Below are 17,008 nucleotides of genomic sequence, written 5' to 3' on the forward strand. Positions count from 1 at the left end.
TCACCCGGTCACTCGATCACATACCCGATCCCCCATACGGTCTTGATGATTTGCGGGCTGCTCGGGTCCTTCTCGATTTTTTCGCGGATCTTGCGGATATGAACCATCAGGGTATTGTTGGACTCCAGAAAAGGGTCGTTCCACACCTCTTCATAAATTTGCTCCATGCTGAGCACGATTCCCCGGTTTCTGGCCAACACCTCCAGAATCGCGAATTCCCGCGGCGTCAGCCTGACTTCGTTCTGATCCACGCTTACTTTATGGGTCGCCACGTTGATCACGAGCTCGTCGATGACGATTTCGTTATCGTTCTTCGTGCGGGAAACGTTCAGCTGCCTGTACCTTCTGAGCTGCGATTTCACGCGGGCGATCATTTCGAGCGGGCTGAACGGCTTCGTGACATAATCGTCGGCGCCGATGCTGAGTCCCGTTATTTTATCGATCTCCTGCGTTTTGGCCGACAGCATGATGATCGGCATCTGCTTCTCTTCCCGAATTTTCATGCAGGCTTGTATGCCGTCCATCTGCGGCATCATGACGTCCAGGATGATCAGATCGACGTCGTGCTTCGTTAAGAGCTCAAGCGCCTCGGCACCGTTGCTCGCTTTTAGAAGCGTATACCCCTCGTTTTTCAAATAAATTTCCAAGAGGTCGATAATTTCCTTCTCATCGTCAACGAGGAGAATCGTTCCTCCAAACATGCCGAGCCCTCCGTTCCAGTAGATTGTCCCTATTATACAGCATGGGGTGATAAGGCAACTCTTAAAAAAAATTAAGGAGCCGCATTCCTTCAGCAGAGAATAAGCCGAAGAGAAGAGCGTATTCCCCTTCCTATCCTCGCATAGAAAAAGAACCTTCCACGACAGAAAGGCGTCCGGCGCCCGCACATCGTGTCCGGTTCTCTACTTCCATCCCTTACAGCCTGCCGCTACGACCCCCGCTTGTTCCGGCCCTTCACGTACACCGTATCGACAAAAGGCCGAATCCGGTCCATGATGCGCTGGCCCTTCAATTCCTCTTCGCCGTCCTTGCTCGTAAAGCTGAAGTGCTTCTCCAGCGCGTCCAGCTCGTAGTTCGACGTAAAGAAGGTCGGCTTCCGGTTCATCCGGTAGTTGAGGATCGCCCCCAAAACATGGTCCCGCAGCCAAGGGTTCATGTTTTCGGCCCCGATATCGTCGAGCACGAGCAGATCCGTCTCCTTCAGGAGATCGATCGTTTCCTTCAGCTTCTGCGGCTCCCCGAACATGCTCTTCAAGTCCTCGACGAATTCCGGCATGTATACGATGGCGCCGGTCATGCCGACTTTGGCCAGCTCATGCAGCATGTAGCACATCAAGAACGTTTTGCCGGTGCCGAACTTTCCGACCATGTACAGGCCGCGCGGCTGCAGCCCTTTTTCTTGCGTAAGAAAAATGTAGTCGATGATTTGATCGACCGCTTTGACGCGTTCCATATCGTTGTTGACGATCTCGTCCAACGAATATCCCTGCTGCAGCAGCCGGTCATCGACATTGAAGCTGTGGATGCGGCTCTTCAGCGCTTCCTGCGACTGACGAGCCGTAAACTTCCGGCAAGCGACTTTATGATCATAGATTTGCGAAGTCCCGGCGTTCTCGTCGATCGAGAGCATCGTGTAGTGCCCCTCCAGATCGTTCGGACACTTCTCAAGCCCCGGGCAATTGGCGCAATGATTCATTTCGAGCACGTATTGATGAATTTTATTTAAATTGAGACGGATGTCGTGGTCGGTTACATTCGTATATTTTTGCCGCCATTTGACGACGAGGGGGTCGGCCAGCAGCTCCAGCCGTCTTTGCTCCGCCCTCTCCAAGTATGCGCGGCTCGGTATCGATTTGAGCAAATCGCCCAGCGATTCCATGCACTACCCCTCCCTTACCGTAAAAATAGTTTCCCGTCAGGATCTATTTCGTTCCAGCCGCTGCGCCTTGCGCCTGATTTCTTCCAGCTCCTCCTGCGTAACGGGCGTGTCGTTCGGCTCGTTTGCGACCATCGGGATTTGCGGCTTTTGCTTGCCGCCTCCCCGCGTTCCGCGCTGGGAATAGCCGGGCCTGCGGTCCTTCTCTTGCGCGGCGCGCGCCGCCGCCTGCTCGCGGAAGCGCATTTTCTCGCGGATATAGTCGACCGCCTGCTCATAGCTGACGATTTGCTTGCCCAGCATGTCCGACGCAACCGCCTCGATCGAGGATTTGGCCCAAGAACGGCGGTCCGCATGAATGAAATGAATGAGGACGTTGATGACTTCTTCGTGAAGCTTATAGTTTAAATCTATTTTCTCGAAAATGTCGAGCACGCCGTCAGGCACGGAGCCTTGGGCGAAATAGCGCTTCAGAACCAGCGTATAAGGCTCGTTGCGGAGCAGCATATTATACTGATGAACGTTGCACTGGCCTTGAAAAATGGTCGGGACTTCGAGGTAGAAGGCCATTTCGACGGTTCTTTCCGCTTCATCCGGATTCGTTTCGGAAGACGGCTCGCCTTCCGTCGACGAAGCCATTGCGGAAGAACGGCCGCCGTCGATCGCTTCCATCTTGCGCACATACCGCTCCGCCTGCTCGTCCCGCCGCTTGTCCTGCCGAAAAAACAAGTTCGCCTTATACTGCATCAAATCGATCTGGAGCTCGCCTTCTTCATCGAACACGCCGTCCTCGTCAAGCAATCGGCAAGTTTCCTGCAGCGACAAATGATATTTCTTCGCTACGATATTGACCGCCGCAAGCTGGTCGGTCCGGAATTTGAGCGCTTCGACGCATACCCGGTTACGGGAGCCGCGCGGAAAGCGCATGATGATCTCGCTATAATCGAAGCCTTTGCTCGTTACGTCCAGTGCCGCCTTCGTTTGTCTTGCGGGAGCCGTCTGATAAAGCGCCTGCTCCAGCTCGTAATCGATCACCTGCGTGTTCAAACGGAATAAATCGTAGAACGGCACCGACAGCTGCTCCGCCTGCGACGCGGCCAGCTCCTCCGGCTCTTCGGCGATCAGGTGGTCGCGCAGCGAAAGCACCATATATTTGCCCACCTTGTCGCGAAGCAGGAGCGTCAGATGCTGGTTTTTGAAAAACTCGTTCGGCGATAGCGGCTGGGCCAACTGGTACTCGTAAATGTAATCTTCGCTTTCCTGCATAAACCGCCGCGACGTTTGAAGGAGGCCTACCGCTTCGAGCTTCGAAGTCTGTTCGACGAAAAACTTCCTGCCCCGTTCGCCCGGTTCAAGCTCAAGCGATAAAAACAGCCTACGCTGCTGCTCCAGCTCCGAAAATCCCGCCTTCTCCCCGGCAAGCTGCTGATAGAGCGTGGTGTAAACGCCTACGGCAAAAGCGCCGATCATCGGCTGATATATATTCGTGAGCATCCGGTAATCCATCCCGCTAAGCGCAAAATCGCGATAGACGCAAAACCTGTGGTGCTCGGTAAAGTGATGCATATTCGTCATTCGCATAATGCACAGGCTCCATCCGCTCCATAGTTTGTCCCTCCATTTTAACATAGAATCGGCCGCCCGGGGCAATGAAACTTCTTCAAGTCACGTACATCCGACGACTTCTCCGCCGCACTAACTGTAATTCCTCACGTTATTTTACTCCACGCTGCTTTTTAGGAGGACTAACTGTATTCCCTACATTTATTTTCCCAAAAACCAGCCATTTTCCTTTCCATCGCATTGATTACATGCATGTTTTCCAGTTAGTTCATTCATTCCTCCATAAAATGCAAAAAACAACTGTAGGTTTTACATTTGCTTTTCCGGCGGCTCAGACATCTTGCCTTACACTACTGTAAAAATTCCACAATTGAAGCTTCGAAACTTCCGAACATCCGCACTCCTTTTAGCCCTCCAAATCGCCAACTTCCAACCTCCAACCTCCAACCTCCAACTTCCAACTTCCAACCCCCAACCTACCGCGAAGTCATTGATTACCGCCCCTTCTTGCCTTGTGAAACAGCTCTTGCCGGCTGCTCCCGTCTTTCCAGCAAAAAAGCGCCTCCCGCAGGAAGCGCCTTACTGCCTTACATTCCGTTAGACCAGCGAAGCCGTAACCTTCTTCAACGCACGCGCAATGTCATGCATCGCCTGCTCGTCGGCCAGCAGCACGTTCTGATGCAGCCAGACCACTTCCTTCTCGCAGAGCCGCTCGCAAACCGGACAATCGTCGATCCGTTCTTCGCCGGTCCACTGCCGCACCTTCTCCAAGACCGCTTTGTTGCGGTTCAGCGGAATGTAGCCCGAGGTAGCCGGAATGCCCTCCGCCTGCAGCCTGCCGAGAATCTCCTCCTTGCCGGTCTTAGCGGTGAGCGCTTCATCCAGCTTGAACATATAGAGATGCCAAGCATGCCGCGTTACGCGCGGATCCCGCTTCAGCAGCCGTATACCGCCGATTTCGCCGAGCAAGCCGTTCAACATCTCCGCGTTGCGTTCCCTAAGCGCCATCTGCTCCTCCAGCCTGGACATCTGAGCCAGCAGAACGGCCGCCTGAAACTCCGTCATCCGCAGGTTCAAGCCGAAGCGTTCGTGCTGGTACCAGCCTCCTTCCGGTATGCGGCCGACGTTGCAGAAGGACCAAGCTTGCTCCCACAGCTCTCTATCATTAGTCAAAATGACGCCGCCTTCTCCGGCATTCACATTTTTGCTCGACTGAAAACTGAAGGTGCCGAAATCGCCGATTGCCCCGACGCCGCGGCCTTCCCATTGAGCGCCGACCGCTTGTGCGGAATCCTCGATCAGCCTTAGTCCGTGCTTGTCGGCTATCGCCTTCAGCCTCGTCAGATCCGCCGGCGCTCCGCCGATATGGACCGCAACGATCGCTTTCGTCCTCGGCGTGATGGCTTGCTCGGCTTTGACGGGGTCCAGCAGCAGCGTATCCTCCTCGACATCGGCGAATACCGGAATGACGCCGTATAGCAGGGCGGACGTCGCCGTCGCAATAAACGTGTACGGGGGCATGATAACCTCGTCGCCCGGCCCTACGCCCGCCGCATGAAGCGCCGCGGTAATGGCGATCGTCCCGTTGACCACCGGCACCGCATACGACGCATCGTGCAGCTGGCGGAACGCTGTTTCGAATAACGGCAGCTTTGCTTGGTACCCTTCCGTTTGAACGGCTCCCGAACCGCCCCATTTGCCTGACCGCAGCGCTTCGATCAGCAGCTTTTCCTCCAGCTCTCCGTAAACCGGCCATGCCGGAAACGGTTGTTGACGTACCGGAGTTCCTCCGTAAACCGCCAGTTTCTCCATCCCGAGCTCCCCCATTCGCTTCGATCTCCGTCCTTCTTTGGACGAGACCGGTCGTTATTGCTTCTTAGCCACTATCCTAATCGGAATGAAGGTGAACGATAGGCCAAAACCGAAACGATGTCAGCCATTTTTTAGCCTGCAAGACAAAAGATACTCCCGAACGACGGAGCCCGGCTGTATAATAGCACTAAACATAGATTCGCACTCGAGACGGGCCGGGAGGACGGGACGTGACCATTTATCCGGAATATCAGGACTTGCTGGAAGCGCTCGATATTAAAAAGGATCAGCTGCCGTTCTACATCGGCATTCATACGGTCGAGTCGTCCCCGCTGCATCATCACGACTTTGTGGAGCTGTCCTACGTATTTGAAGGCTCCGGGACGGAAACGATCAACGGGCGGCCGTACGCCCTTAAACCCGGCTGCGTCTCGTTTCTCCAGACGCATCATATGCACCGGATCGACAGCGACCCGGGAAAGCCGATCCGGAAGTACTGCTGCATGTTCGATATCAATATGCTGATAGGCTCGCCGTTCGACCATGAATGGTACCGTCCTTTATTCCGGCCAGGCGGCGCAGTGCAGCCGATTTTCAAGCTGTCTGCAGCCGACGCCGAACGGATGAACGGCATTTGCGAAGCTTTGCTGGCGGAGTACGGGAGCGAGGCGAAAATGGGGCGGAACAGCTTCCTGTGCACCAAGCTTGTCGAAGCGCTGCTCCTGTATGTTCGGAGCGGAAGCGCTGCCGAAGCGAAGCATGCCGGCGTTAGCCGCAGCATAGAGGGGGAAGGAGGCATATGGCCGATCCTTCAGCACGTGCACACCCACTATGCCGAGAAGCTGACGCTTGAAGATCTGTCCAAACGGTTTCATCTGAGCGTGCCGCACATAAGCCGTGCCTTCAAAGAGAAAGTGGGCAAAAGCTATCTCGACTACGTGCACGAGCTGCGTGTCGAAAGCGCCGCCACTCTTCTCATCTCCACCGATATGAGCATTACGGACATTGCCGTCGAAGCCGGCTTCGAGTCGTTTCGGACGTTCTCCCGCGTGTTTCGCGAATTCAAGGGCATGACTCCGAGCGAATATCGCGAATTGCCCAAACTCCAGTCCGCGAAAGCTTGACACCCGAACAAACGTACGGTATATTGGGAACAAATAAACAGTTGCGGCCTACGGAAGCACCGTAAGTCAAGGCATATTCGCCTTGCTTACCGGTGCTTTTTGCTATGTCCGCAACTGCAAGGAGGAATCGTTCATGAAGAAAATCGCTCAAACGCTAATCGGTATCGCCCTGCTCTCGTCCGTCGCTCTTACCCCACTCACGGCTTTCGCAGCCTCGTATGAGCTGTCGCCAACGATGAAGACCGCCTTTGACAAAATGGCGGCTGCCGACGGCAAACTTAGCGATAAATTGCCGAATCAATATGCCGAAATGGTAGAGCTGCAGAAGCAGGCTCTCGACTTGGATGCGTCCATCAAGTCTCTGCATGACGGCAATGAAGAAGCCGCAGCGGCCGTCCGCAAGCAGCTGAAGCTCATCGATGCCGATAAGCTGGACAAATTGAAGAAGGACGTCGAGCAAACGAAGGCGCGCTACAAGCCGGCGATGGACACGTACACGGCCATGAACAAGCAAATCGCCGCCGCCCGGCCGTTAAAGAACAAAGACTTGAACGCCATGCTTCGCATGCAAGCGGATAGTCTGAAAGTTGCGGTGCAGCTGGCCAGGCAAGATATCAAGCTAAAGGAAGCCTCGCTCAAGAAAGCGAAGGATTCGGCTGCCTCCGCCCAGAAGAAAATTACCGATTCCCTCAAGGGCATCGATCCGCTGGAGGACAAAATCAAAGCCGAGCGTGCAGCTGCGAGCAGCGTCAAGAAGCAGGCGGACGCCACATGGAAAGCATTCACCCCGCTCGTTAAAGCCGGCTCAGCCAAGCCTTCGTCAGATTCTCTCTCCGCCTTGGGCTCGCAGTTCCGGCAGATCGTTAACCATAAGCAAACGATCGTCAGCCTGGAGAGAAAAATCGGCGACATCCTATCGAATGCGAAAGCGCAGCTTCCGGCTAGCTAAACGTCTACCGCATGCGGCAATACGAAAGCGATAAACCCGCTTCGTCATCTGCAGAAACGCAAGCAGAGCGCACATAATAGCTCCGCTGCGCGCAAAAGCCGTCAGCGCTTGCGCCCTGACGGCTTTATAAGAAAATACTATTGAAGCCTCTTCGGTTCTTCCTTCTCGTCTTCCTCTACGTCGACGATGCCTTTGGTCGAATTGCGGAATTCGCGGAGCGTGTCGCCGAACGCCCTGCCGAGCTGCGGCAGCTTAGCCGGCCCGAACACGACGAGCGCAATCAGCAAAATGATAACAAGTCCCGATACGCCGATATTATTAAACATAATCGGTTCCTCCCTTCTTAAGCCTTGGCCTCAGCTATGTGATTGCTTGCCGGTAAGCGATTTTACGGGCATACCATCCGGAGACCAGAACGCTAAACTCGAATAACACGATGAGCGGAATCGTCACCGACAAATGCGAAACGAAGTCCGGCGGCGAAATGCAGGAGCCGATGATCGCCAGCGCCAGATAAGCGTACTTGCGCGTCTGGCGCAGCCTGCTAGGCGTCAGGAGACCTAGCCTCGTCAGAAACATAGCGACGACCGGCATCTCGAACGCCAATCCGAGCGGCAGCATCAGATTGAACAGAAACGAGAAATAGCGGTCGATCCCATACGTTTCCACGGCACCGATGCTCTGATTCATCGTCGTCATGAACCGGATCATCATCGGAAACACGACGTAATAACTGAACGATACGCCGGCCACGAACAACAGGAACGAGACCGGCACGTAAATGAGCGCGCCTTTTGATTCGCTCTCGGTCAAGCCGGGTCTCACGAACGCCCATATTTGATACAAAATGACCGGCAGCGTGAACAGCAGCGCGAACAAAAAGGCGCAGCGCATGTAGACGAACAAGCCGTCCGTAAACGCAAACACATTCCATTCGACCGGAGCAGCCAGCGGACGGGATTTCAAATAGCGCAAAATATCGGGCGCCGCATAAAACCCGAGAATCAGCGCCAATAGAAACGCGCCGCCGGCGATCATCAGCCTTTTGCGCAGCTCGGTCAAATGGACGATCACATCGTCCTGGATGTTCATAAGGTACCCCCGCAACCGATTCCCCGCCAGCGAAGCTAAATGGTGCGGCGGGGAACCCGTTTCATCTGAAACATGTTGTTGCAAATCTCGCTAAACCAGAGCGCCCGGCTGCTTCAAATATTTCGCTATGCCTTCCGCCGCCCGGTACGAGAATGCCGTCATCGTGCCGGTCGGATTGTAGCCGCTGTTATGCGCGAAAGCCGAAGCGCCGACGACGAATACGTTCTCGGCGTCCCACATCTGAAGGTAGTTATTGATTGCGGATGTCTTCGGATCCGCTCCCATCACGACGCCTCCGGTATTGTGAGTCGATTGATACGGCACGATGTTGTAGTTGGTCATCGAAGCGTTCGATTCCAGCTTCGCCGGATTCATTTCCTTCATGATCGCCGCTGTTTTCGTAGCGAGGAATTTGACCATTTCCTTGTCCTGATCCTCGAAATCGTACGTTATCCGGATAAGCGGGGTCCCGTACACATCCTTATATTCCGGATCGAGATCCATATAGTGATGCCGCCACGGCATGTTGCTGCCTTGCGCCCCTACGGAGAGTACGCGGTTCCAATACTTGACCGAGGCTTGCTTAAAATCTTTTCCCCAGCTGGGCGTTCCTTGAGGAGTCGGATTGACCGCGATCGGCCGCGTGCCGGTTTGCGTGAAGCTGATGTTGGCACCGTGAATGAAATTCAGATCCTTATGGTCGAAATTGTCCGCGTTGAAATCGTCGAGACAAATGCCCAGCGCGCCGGCCCCCATGAACGTATTGAACTCTTTGTCGTCAAAATAACCGACGGTGCTCCCCCCGAGAATCTGATAAGCGTAGTTGCGGCCGATGACGCCGGTGCCGTCGGTAGGGTTATACGGCTTGCCTAGCTTGGAAGTCAGCAGCAGCCGTACGTTATTGAACACGTAAGAAGCGAGCACCACCACGTCGGCAGGCTGTTCGAATTCTTCCCCGGTCATCGTATTGATATAAACGACACCGCTTGCTTTCTTGCCGTCATGCAGCACCTTCGTTACGTTCGAGAACGTCCGCAGCTCCAAATTGCCCGTTTTCTCGGCAACCGGCAGCACGGTGACGACGGGATCCGCCTTCGCCCCGTATTCGCAGCCGAATCGCTCGCAGAACGAGCAATATTGGCAAGCTGCGCGGGAAATGCCGTCCGGATTCGTATAGTTATCCGACAGATTCGCAGACGGCATCATGTAAGGGTGATAGCCGAGCTTCTTGGCTGCCTCTTCGAACATCTTTATGCCCGGCGTCTTCTTCATAGGTGGAGTAGGGAAAGGGCTCGACCGTTTGCCGACCATCGGATTTTGCTCCGGCTCCCCGGAGATGCCCGCCATTTTCTCGAATTTGTCGAAGTAGGGCTCAAGCTCGTCATAGGTGATGCCCCAGTCTTGAATGATCATGCCATCGGGTATTTTGTTCTTCCCGTAGCGCTCTACCGTCTTCGAATAGATTTCGAAGTCATAGGGCTGAAACCGGAACAGTTGTCCGTTCCAATGAATGCCCGCTCCGCCGAGACCGTCGCCCAGCAAGAAGGAGCCGTACGTACGCATGGGTAACGCCCGGAATTTTTCGCTATTGCGAAAAGTGATCGTCTCGCGGGAAAGATCCTGCATCAGATCGTAACGCTGCGCGTACCTCAGCTCATCATGGACCATAAAATAGTCTTCCGTCTTCCGGCCTTTCCCGCGCTCCAGTCCGACTACCTTGACGCCCGCTTTCGTGAGCTCGGCGGCCATGATGCCGCCCGCCCATCCCATGCCGACTATGACAACCGGCACTTTCGGTAATTTCGTAGCCACGCTCATGTCTCCTTAATGGTTCATATGGTTATGCAAGCTGGACGGCTCCATACGGAACGGTGCGTCTTGTTCAATAACGTTGTAATAGCTCATTTGGTCGCCCGGGTAATTTTTCATTTTCCAGCCCATCATATTTTGGTTTCCGCCATATAGCGGATCCGCATATACCCCCTCGATCGCGAGCGAACGAAACAAGCTGAAAAACACTTTGGAGGACAAGCCGTACGACTGTACCTCTTCGCCCTTCTCGAGCACCTTGAGTACTTCGTCCTGCTCCGCTTCGCCGAGCTCATCGAATGACTTAGAATATTTCTTCTGGCTGTATTCCTTCATGGCCATCAGCCCGTTCGTCACAAGCTCATGACGCTTGAAGCTGGATTGGTAGCCTTGCGTGGCTTCGGCTTTATAGAATGGCCCGATCATGTAATCCCTGGCATTCATGCCGTAAGGACCCGCCATTTGGTGATCGATATAGTAGGCGACTCCAAGCTCCTTGGCGCCCGGACCGATGTCATCCTTCGGAAAAATACGCTCCGCAGCCGCTTCGGCCAGCCGAAACTGTTCCTGTGTAAAAAACATAAGCGCTTGATTGTAATTGACGCTTTGCTCTTGGCCTTTGTCCGGGGTTGTCTCCTGCTTCGCCTCTTCCTTCTTTTTGAAGCCCCCCGTTAGAGCTGTCCCGACAACGCCGCCTACCACAAGTCCGCCGATGGCGAGTCCCGAATTCTTCAAAAAATTACGTCTGGAGTCGTCTCTCGGTTGATTGGAATGCTCTTCCGCCATGCTGCAACCTCCGATTTCCTTGTTCGAATATAGTAAAGGTAACCGTAGTATGAGCAGCCGAACGTTTTTTATTCCACATTAAGGGTTACTTGTCAAAATCATCTCCGTATAGCTCCGGCAAAAGAAAAAAGCAAACCGATTGCCCGCCTGTGCGGATAAAGGTTTGCCTTATAGAACTACGTATCGTGCAGTCGGTTTTCCCCGTCCTGAAAGCATTGCCCGGTATCGAAAGCCGCAGCCGCATACTCATCCGGCATGCATCCCGGCGCCGTCTCCTGCTTCCCTCCCGGCTGCTCGATGCCTAGACGCTGCGTGATCCAGCACTGAATGAGTCCGTTCATACGGGATGCCGCTTTTGTCGGTATTTGATGCTTGGTTCCTTTTAAATACAACAAACTGCTGTTTGGCAGCCCGCAGCGGAGAATTTGCGCATACCGGTGGAATAGACGGTCGTCCTCTCCGTACAGCAGCAGCATCGGGTGACGGATTTCATGCAACCGGGACGTACAGGAATAGCGGAGACTGCAGCGGAAATACTGCATGGCATTTTTCATATGATCCTGTACCGCGTATTTGTACATGTTTGCGAACGTCGCGGATTGATCCGCATTCCCCCTCGCGATCGCCCACGACAGCAGCCGCTTGGCTTCCCAGCCGGCAAGCTTCGTCCCGACATAGATTCGGCTCTTGAGCTGCCAATCGCTTACCTCCGACATCGCGCTGATCAAGATTCCCCCGTGGAAACGGCTCGGATAGCGCAGGAGGGCCTCCAGGGCCACGGATCCACCGGACGAATAACCTGCGACAAATGCTTTTTCCACCCCTAGCTTATCCAGCAGCTGGACGAGATCTTCGGCGATTAGCGGGTACGTAATGGGCGTTTCGGACGGGGCGCTTTTGCCGTGTCCGCGAATATCGAACAAAATAACCTTGAATAAATCCGGCAGCTGCGCCTTCTGGTAAGCAAAAACGGATTGACCCAGCAACGGCGGATGGATGAACACGATCGGAATGCCCGTCCCTTTGACATGGACATGCAGCCGCGTTCCGTTAACGTCGACGATCGGCATGCAGCCCCCTCCTTCTGTCTTCGTTCCTTCCTGTTAGATTTTCCCGTAAACAGGCAGGCCATACGGGGACGCCTGCATGGTCTGCCGTATAGGGAACAGCTTCTCCCTCTTACGTTTTGATAGTTCACCAAAAAAAGAGCCTTCCCGGTCACGGGAAAGCCCTTGCGTATTAAAACATTTTAAACCCTTTTACTCGAAGCACCCGTATCGTATGGCCGCTGGTGATCGCGCCTCCAAGACCGCTGATAAGCGGCAGCACGTCGGCAACCGTATACCCTTTCAAGTTCGTCCAGAACGACTCGGCGCCCCAGGACCAATAGACGAGAAAAATAACGAATGCAATATATGCGTAGATCGGGAACCAGGTCGTTTTCATCAGCATGTTGATTATGAAGCCAAGCCCGAAAAACATCGTAAACGCCAAAAAGATTAGCACGACCAATTGAAGCAAATCGATAATCACGAACGTACACTCCTTCCTACAGTTATGGTACAAATCAAGCGGACAAAAGTCAATTGGGGCGGTTGTGTACCTTTTGTGACAAATAGGCCGTGCGTTTGCTCTCGCCTCTTCCAATCGGCTACAATAAATAGCAGGAAACGTCGATCCTAGCGATCGAACGGCATACGAAAGGGTGTTACCGATGAGCGAAGCGGTTCAAACGTTAGAGGGCTGGTACTGTCTGCATGATTTCCGTACGATCAATTGGTCCTCCTGGAAATACATTTCCGAGGAAGAGCGCCGTCAAGCGCTCGATGAGCTTCAGTCCTTGTTCGCCGAATGGCGGCAGGTAGGCGAGAGCAAGCAAGGAAGCACCGCGACCTACACGATCGTAGGCCAAAAAGCGGACATCGCGTTCATGCATCTGCGCGAAACGCTGGAAGAGCTGAACGAGCTTGAAACGGCGTTCAACAAGTCGCTGTTTGCCCAGCATACGATTCCGACCTACTCCTACGTTTCGGTTGTCGAGCTTAGCAGCTACATGGCGAAGCCCGGTACGAATCCGATGGAGGATCCGGAAATTATGGCCCGCCTCAAGCCGGCGCTTCCGCAAACCAAGCATATTTGCTTCTACCCGATGAACAAACGCCGCGAAGGGAACGACAACTGGTACATGCTTTCCATGGAAGAGCGCCGCGGTTTTATGCGCAGCCACGGCATGATCGGCCGCAGCTATGCCGGACGCGTCAAACAGATCATTACCGGCTCGGTCGGACTCGACGACTGGGAATGGGGCGTCACGCTGTTCAGCGACGATCCGCTTACATTCAAGAAGCTCGTCTACGAAATGCGTTTTGACGAAGCCAGCGCGCGCTTCGGAGAATTCGGCGACTTCTATGTCGGCAACCTGCTTACCGCGGACAAGCTGACCCAAATGCTTAGCGACTAGCCTTCTTTATATCAATAGACAAACAAAAGAAACCTCCGAACCGCTTTTGAAGCGATCGGAGGTTTCCTTGTTTATGTTTGTACAGACGGAACTTGGCTCATTAAAGCGCAGCCAGATCGAATTGACTATTCGTCGTCGTCCTCGTCATCAAGCAGTTGCTCTTTGCTGCGCAAATATTCCTCGGTATCCCTGTCGCGCTGGCGCCCCTTCTCTTTCAGCCGTTCGATTGCGGGTAAAATAAGCGTGTCGATTTCCTTCTGAACCGTATAAACAAAATCATACCGGTTTTGCGTTTCTAGGAAATGGCCGACCTCGATGAGCGCGTTGTAACGGTCCAGCTCTTCGCGGGTCAGCAATCCGCGTACTTGCACGCTGCAGTGCCGCACTTCGTTTCCTCCTTGCTTCTCCATATCGTAACGGATCGTCCAAGCATAGTCGGTTACCCCGTATGCTCCCCGGCCCGGTTAAGCCGGGTTTCAAAAAATGCCCGGGCTTTCACCCGGGCATTCGCCGCTTTCATCCAAGCTATGTTTTAGAAGCGTCCTTTTTTCAATACGAGCGGAATGCCGCCAATAATGTACAAGTAACGCATATCGACGATCTTCTTCATCAGTGCGGCGCTACCGCCCTTGATTTTGCGGGAGCCGACGATACCGATCGCTTCCCCTTTGCCGAGAGACGCCACAACGCCTTTGTTCGAGAACTTGAACTCCTTCAGCGGCGCGTTGCGAATCGAGGCGACAAGGTTATTCGCGCAAATTTCGCCCTGCTGCGTAGCGATTTGAGCGGTTGGCGGGTACGGTCTGCCTTCCGGATTCATCACGATCGAGCAGTCTCCTACGATGAAAATATTGTCATGACCCGGCGCGCGCAGATGCTCGTCAACCTTGATCCGTCCGCGCATCGTTTCAAATCCGGCTTCCTCCAGCATATGATTGCCGCGGATGCCGCCGGTCCAGACGACGGTGGACGATTTGATCACTTCGCCCGTAGCGAGCACGACGCCGTCCGGCGTACATTCTTTGATCGCCGTTGCGATTTTGAACGTGACGCCCTTGTCGGCAAGCACCTTCATGCCGTATTCGACAAGCTCAGGATCGAAGCCTGGAAGCGCGCTTGGGGCCGCCTCGATATTGTAAATTTTCACGAGCGACGGCTCCACGTCAAACTCTTTACACAGCTCCGGAATGCGGTCCGCCAGCTCGCCGACGAATTCGATGCCTGTAAATCCGGCTCCGCCGACGATGAATGTCAAGTAGTCCGTCCGGGAAGGCTCGCGTTTGAATTTGGCAAATTGATATTCGATATGTTCACGGATGAGACGAACGCTGTTAATGCTTCGGATGTTCATCGCGTACTCGCGCAAGCCCGGAATGCCGAACGTTTCCGGTTCTCCGCCAAGACCGACGACCAAATAGTCGTAAGACAGCGTGCTCTCTTCAAGCACGACCTTACGTTCCTGCGGCTTGATTTGCAGGACGGTCCCTTTGACAAAGTCAATTTTAAATTCGTCGATCAGTTTCGAAATATCGACCCGGGCGTTCTCCGGGTTGTCCGTTCCGGCTGCCGGCATATGCAAATGCGTTGTAATATAGTGGTAGTCATGCTTGTTTACCAAGGTTACATCCGCTTCGTTATAATTTAATTCCTTCTGTAGACGAATCGCGGTTACAATACCGCCATATCCGGCTCCCAGAATGACGATTCTTGGTATACGGCTCATCTCATATCCCATCCGATTCTGTATATTTTGTACGGTCCCTATATGTGAAATTTTACACAATGCCTCTCAAAAAAAGATGTTCATTGCGTCCTTAGTATCCACGATGCTGGTCCGGATTATGAAAACCGCATGTTTCGACAAAAAGATTTCACGATAAGGCGACCTATTCTTATGAAATGATATAAAAATTCATGTTAAATAGCAAGAAGCATTTTTGGCTAAAAACCGAACATTATCGCACAATAAAGAGGGAAAACGGACCGTACCCCTCGAATGCTTACGATATTGTTCACAAATGTTGGTTTTGCACCCTGAAGATGATCAAAATTTCAAAATGTTATGAAAAAATGGTTTTCTTCCCCGTATGCTTCCGCTTATAATTGATAACGATTGTCATTTCGAACCGGAGGTGTCTTCGTACGTGGCAGAACAGCAGCAGCACGAATTTGTTGACGTAATCATAATTGGTGGCGGTCCTGCGGGAATGTTCGCCGCTTTTTATGGCGGTATGCGCCAAGCGAGCGTAAAAATAATCGAAAGCATGCCGCAATTGGGCGGACAGCTTGCGGCATTGTATCCGGAAAAATACATTTACGACGTAGCAGGCTTCCCTAAGGTACGGGCGCAGGAATTGGTCGATAGTCTGAGCGAGCAGATGAAGCATTTTCCGATCGAAACCTGCCTGGAAGAAAAAGTCGTGCAGGTGGAGAAGAAAGAAGAGCGGCACTTCATCGTCACAACGGATAAAGGCGTGCATCATTCCCGGGCCGTTATCATTACCGCCGGCGTAGGCGCTTTCGAGCCGAGACGCCTGGAGCTTCCCGAGGCGGCTCGCTTCGAGAAGAAAAACCTGCACTATTTCGTAAACGATTTGAACGCCTTCCGCGGACAAAAGGTGCTCATCAGCGGAGGCGGAGACTCCGCCGTGGATTGGGCGCTTATGCTCGAGCCGATCGCCGAAGAGGTTACGCTTATTCACCGCCGCGATAAATTCCGCGCGCACGAGCACAGCGTAGAAAATTTGATGAACTCGAAAGTGAAGGTCGTCACCCCGAAAGAAATCACAGCGCTGCACGGAACGGACCGTATCGAGAAATTGACGCTTACCGACTGCAAATCGGGTGAAGAAACGATTCTGGACGTCGATGCGGTTATCGTCAATTTTGGTTTTATCTCCTCCCTCGGACCGATCGCCGAATGGGGACTGGAGATCGACAACGGCTCCATCATCGTCGATTCCCGTATGGAAACGAGCATCCCCGGCTTTTTCGCCGCCGGAGACATCACAACATACCCCGGCAAGCTTAAATTGATCGCCGTCGGCTTCGGCGAAGCGCCTACCGCCATCAACAACGCCAAAGTATACATCGATCCGGAAGCGAAGCTTTCGCCTGGACACAGCAGCAACATGAAATTTTGATCGTTCCTCTTGCAACGGCAGATTGTCTGCTGAAGATTCTGCTCCCATGAACGGCATCCCGACAGCTTTCCGGAATAATGGAAGACGAAACAAGGGTATTCTATTCCCAAACGATGCTTGGGGAGGAATACCCTTGTCCTATTATTGTCCGGTATGCAACGGGTTACAGAATGCTGCCATCCGCTGTCCCAAATGTATGGAAAATGCGAAGGATTGCGGACGCTTCAACGATTTTCTCGGTCCATACGCGCCTTACCGCGCAATCGACGACATGAATCTGAGCAATGGCTTCTACGATATGGCCAATCATGTCTGCGTGCATGTCATGCACTGCGAATCGTGCGGTCATGAATTTCAGACCTATATCCATGAATGGGCGCAAGCGTAAAAACG

The 17,008-nt window shown here is 53.4% G+C and carries 17 protein-coding genes; 5 read left to right on the forward strand and 12 right to left on the reverse strand.

All coding sequences use genetic code 11. From position 1 onward, the window contains the following. Positions 1-8: 8 nt before the first annotated feature. From ACKGJP_RS28360 to ACKGJP_RS28375, 4 genes are all read right to left on the reverse strand, one after another. The gene (locus ACKGJP_RS28360) at positions 9-701 is read right to left on the reverse strand and encodes a response regulator transcription factor (RefSeq protein WP_409342133.1); all 693 of its coding nucleotides are present in this window, start codon (positions 699-701) and stop codon (positions 9-11) included. 227 nt (positions 702-928) lie between these two features. Beyond that, a complete protein-coding gene (dnaI, locus tag ACKGJP_RS28365; protein ID WP_409342134.1) occupies positions 929-1,879 on the reverse strand; it encodes a primosomal protein DnaI in 951 nt (316 codons plus the stop codon). Between the two features lie 36 nt (positions 1,880-1,915). Next, positions 1,916-3,457: a helicase DnaB gene (locus ACKGJP_RS28370; protein ID WP_409347275.1), complete on the reverse strand. Its 1,542-nt coding sequence runs from the start codon at positions 3,455-3,457 to the stop codon at positions 1,916-1,918. Positions 3,458-4,036: 579 nt separating this feature from the next. Next, positions 4,037-5,251 (reverse strand): DegT/DnrJ/EryC1/StrS family aminotransferase, encoded by a 1,215-nt coding sequence (locus tag ACKGJP_RS28375; protein WP_409342135.1) that lies wholly within the window; start codon positions 5,249-5,251, stop codon positions 4,037-4,039. A 230-nt stretch (positions 5,252-5,481) separates the two neighbouring features. On the opposite strand from ACKGJP_RS28375, the gene ACKGJP_RS28380 reads away from it, so the two are divergent. Both ACKGJP_RS28380 and ACKGJP_RS28385 read left to right on the forward strand, forming a co-directional pair. Continuing rightward, positions 5,482-6,375, forward strand: a complete 894-nt coding sequence (locus ACKGJP_RS28380) for a helix-turn-helix domain-containing protein (protein WP_409342136.1) — start codon at positions 5,482-5,484, stop codon at positions 6,373-6,375. Positions 6,376-6,508: 133 nt separating this feature from the next. Then, positions 6,509-7,324, forward strand: coding sequence for a hypothetical protein (locus ACKGJP_RS28385; RefSeq protein ID WP_409342137.1), 816 nt, complete (start codon positions 6,509-6,511; stop codon positions 7,322-7,324). Between the two features lie 137 nt (positions 7,325-7,461). Here the strand turns inward: ACKGJP_RS28385 and ACKGJP_RS28390 are convergent, their stop codons facing one another. The 6 genes from ACKGJP_RS28390 to ACKGJP_RS28415 form a co-directional block, all read right to left on the reverse strand. Continuing rightward, a complete protein-coding gene (locus tag ACKGJP_RS28390) occupies positions 7,462-7,650 on the reverse strand; it encodes a twin-arginine translocase TatA/TatE family subunit (RefSeq protein WP_409342138.1) in 189 nt (62 codons plus the stop codon). A gap of 34 nt (positions 7,651-7,684) precedes the next feature. Beyond that, positions 7,685-8,416 carry a twin-arginine translocase subunit TatC gene (gene tatC / locus ACKGJP_RS28395; protein ID WP_409342139.1) on the reverse strand — a complete coding sequence of 244 codons (732 nt, stop codon included), beginning with the start codon at positions 8,414-8,416 and terminating at the stop codon, positions 7,685-7,687. 90 nt (positions 8,417-8,506) lie between these two features. Next, on the reverse strand, positions 8,507-10,228 hold the full coding sequence (locus ACKGJP_RS28400) for a GMC family oxidoreductase (protein WP_409342140.1): 1,722 nt from the start codon (positions 10,226-10,228) through the stop codon (positions 8,507-8,509). A 12-nt stretch (positions 10,229-10,240) separates the two neighbouring features. Continuing rightward, positions 10,241-11,011, reverse strand: coding sequence for a gluconate 2-dehydrogenase subunit 3 family protein (locus tag ACKGJP_RS28405; RefSeq protein WP_409342141.1), 771 nt, complete (start codon positions 11,009-11,011; stop codon positions 10,241-10,243). A 176-nt stretch (positions 11,012-11,187) separates the two neighbouring features. Then, positions 11,188-12,081, reverse strand: a complete 894-nt coding sequence (locus tag ACKGJP_RS28410; protein WP_409342142.1) for an alpha/beta fold hydrolase — start codon at positions 12,079-12,081, stop codon at positions 11,188-11,190. A gap of 169 nt (positions 12,082-12,250) precedes the next feature. After that, positions 12,251-12,532, reverse strand: a complete 282-nt coding sequence (locus ACKGJP_RS28415) for a YuiB family protein (RefSeq protein WP_409347276.1) — start codon at positions 12,530-12,532, stop codon at positions 12,251-12,253. A 193-nt stretch (positions 12,533-12,725) separates the two neighbouring features. On the opposite strand from ACKGJP_RS28415, the gene hemQ reads away from it, so the two are divergent. Further along, positions 12,726-13,472, forward strand: coding sequence for a hydrogen peroxide-dependent heme synthase (gene hemQ / locus ACKGJP_RS28420; protein ID WP_409342143.1), 747 nt, complete (start codon positions 12,726-12,728; stop codon positions 13,470-13,472). Between the two features lie 125 nt (positions 13,473-13,597). On the opposite strand, the gene ACKGJP_RS28425 is transcribed toward hemQ, so the two are convergent. Together ACKGJP_RS28425 and ACKGJP_RS28430 are read right to left on the reverse strand one after the other, a co-directional pair. Continuing rightward, positions 13,598-13,858: a hypothetical protein gene (locus ACKGJP_RS28425; RefSeq protein WP_409342144.1), complete on the reverse strand. Its 261-nt coding sequence runs from the start codon at positions 13,856-13,858 to the stop codon at positions 13,598-13,600. 146 nt (positions 13,859-14,004) lie between these two features. After that, on the reverse strand, positions 14,005-15,195 hold the full coding sequence (locus tag ACKGJP_RS28430) for an NAD(P)/FAD-dependent oxidoreductase (protein ID WP_409342145.1): 1,191 nt from the start codon (positions 15,193-15,195) through the stop codon (positions 14,005-14,007). 421 nt (positions 15,196-15,616) lie between these two features. Between ACKGJP_RS28430 and ACKGJP_RS28435 the strand changes: the two genes are divergently transcribed. Together ACKGJP_RS28435 and ACKGJP_RS28440 are read left to right on the forward strand one after the other, a co-directional pair. Further along, a complete protein-coding gene (locus ACKGJP_RS28435) occupies positions 15,617-16,615 on the forward strand; it encodes an NAD(P)/FAD-dependent oxidoreductase (RefSeq protein ID WP_409342146.1) in 999 nt (332 codons plus the stop codon). A gap of 133 nt (positions 16,616-16,748) precedes the next feature. Further along, positions 16,749-17,003, forward strand: a complete 255-nt coding sequence (locus ACKGJP_RS28440) for a hypothetical protein (RefSeq protein ID WP_409342147.1) — start codon at positions 16,749-16,751, stop codon at positions 17,001-17,003. Positions 17,004-17,008 lie beyond the last annotated feature (5 nt).

It is taken from the genome of Paenibacillus litoralis (genome assembly GCF_046244365.1).
GTDB lineage: Bacteria > Bacillota > Bacilli > Paenibacillales > NBRC-103111 > Paenibacillus_V.

Bases quoted from the DNA above. Each gene is read 5' to 3' on its own strand.
- ACKGJP_RS28360 (WP_409342133.1), bottom strand. From the start codon at position 701: ATGTTTGGAGGAACGATTCTCCTCGTTGACGATGAGAAGGAAATTATC.
- dnaI (WP_409342134.1), bottom strand. From the start codon at position 1,879: ATGGAATCGCTGGGCGATTTGCTCAAATCGATACCGAGCCGCGCATAC.
- ACKGJP_RS28370 (WP_409347275.1), bottom strand. From the start codon at position 3,457: ATGCGAATGACGAATATGCATCACTTTACCGAGCACCACAGGTTTTGC.
- ACKGJP_RS28375 (WP_409342135.1), bottom strand. From the start codon at position 5,251: ATGGAGAAACTGGCGGTTTACGGAGGAACTCCGGTACGTCAACAACCG.
- ACKGJP_RS28385 (WP_409342137.1), top strand. From the start codon at position 6,509: ATGAAGAAAATCGCTCAAACGCTAATCGGTATCGCCCTGCTCTCGTCC.
- ACKGJP_RS28390 (WP_409342138.1), bottom strand. From the start codon at position 7,650: ATGTTTAATAATATCGGCGTATCGGGACTTGTTATCATTTTGCTGATT.
- tatC (WP_409342139.1), bottom strand. From the start codon at position 8,416: ATGAACATCCAGGACGATGTGATCGTCCATTTGACCGAGCTGCGCAAA.
- ACKGJP_RS28405 (WP_409342141.1), bottom strand. From the start codon at position 11,011: ATGGCGGAAGAGCATTCCAATCAACCGAGAGACGACTCCAGACGTAAT.
- ACKGJP_RS28410 (WP_409342142.1), bottom strand. From the start codon at position 12,081: ATGCCGATCGTCGACGTTAACGGAACGCGGCTGCATGTCCATGTCAAA.
- hemQ (WP_409342143.1), top strand. From the start codon at position 12,726: ATGAGCGAAGCGGTTCAAACGTTAGAGGGCTGGTACTGTCTGCATGAT.
- ACKGJP_RS28430 (WP_409342145.1), bottom strand. From the start codon at position 15,195: ATGAGCCGTATACCAAGAATCGTCATTCTGGGAGCCGGATATGGCGGT.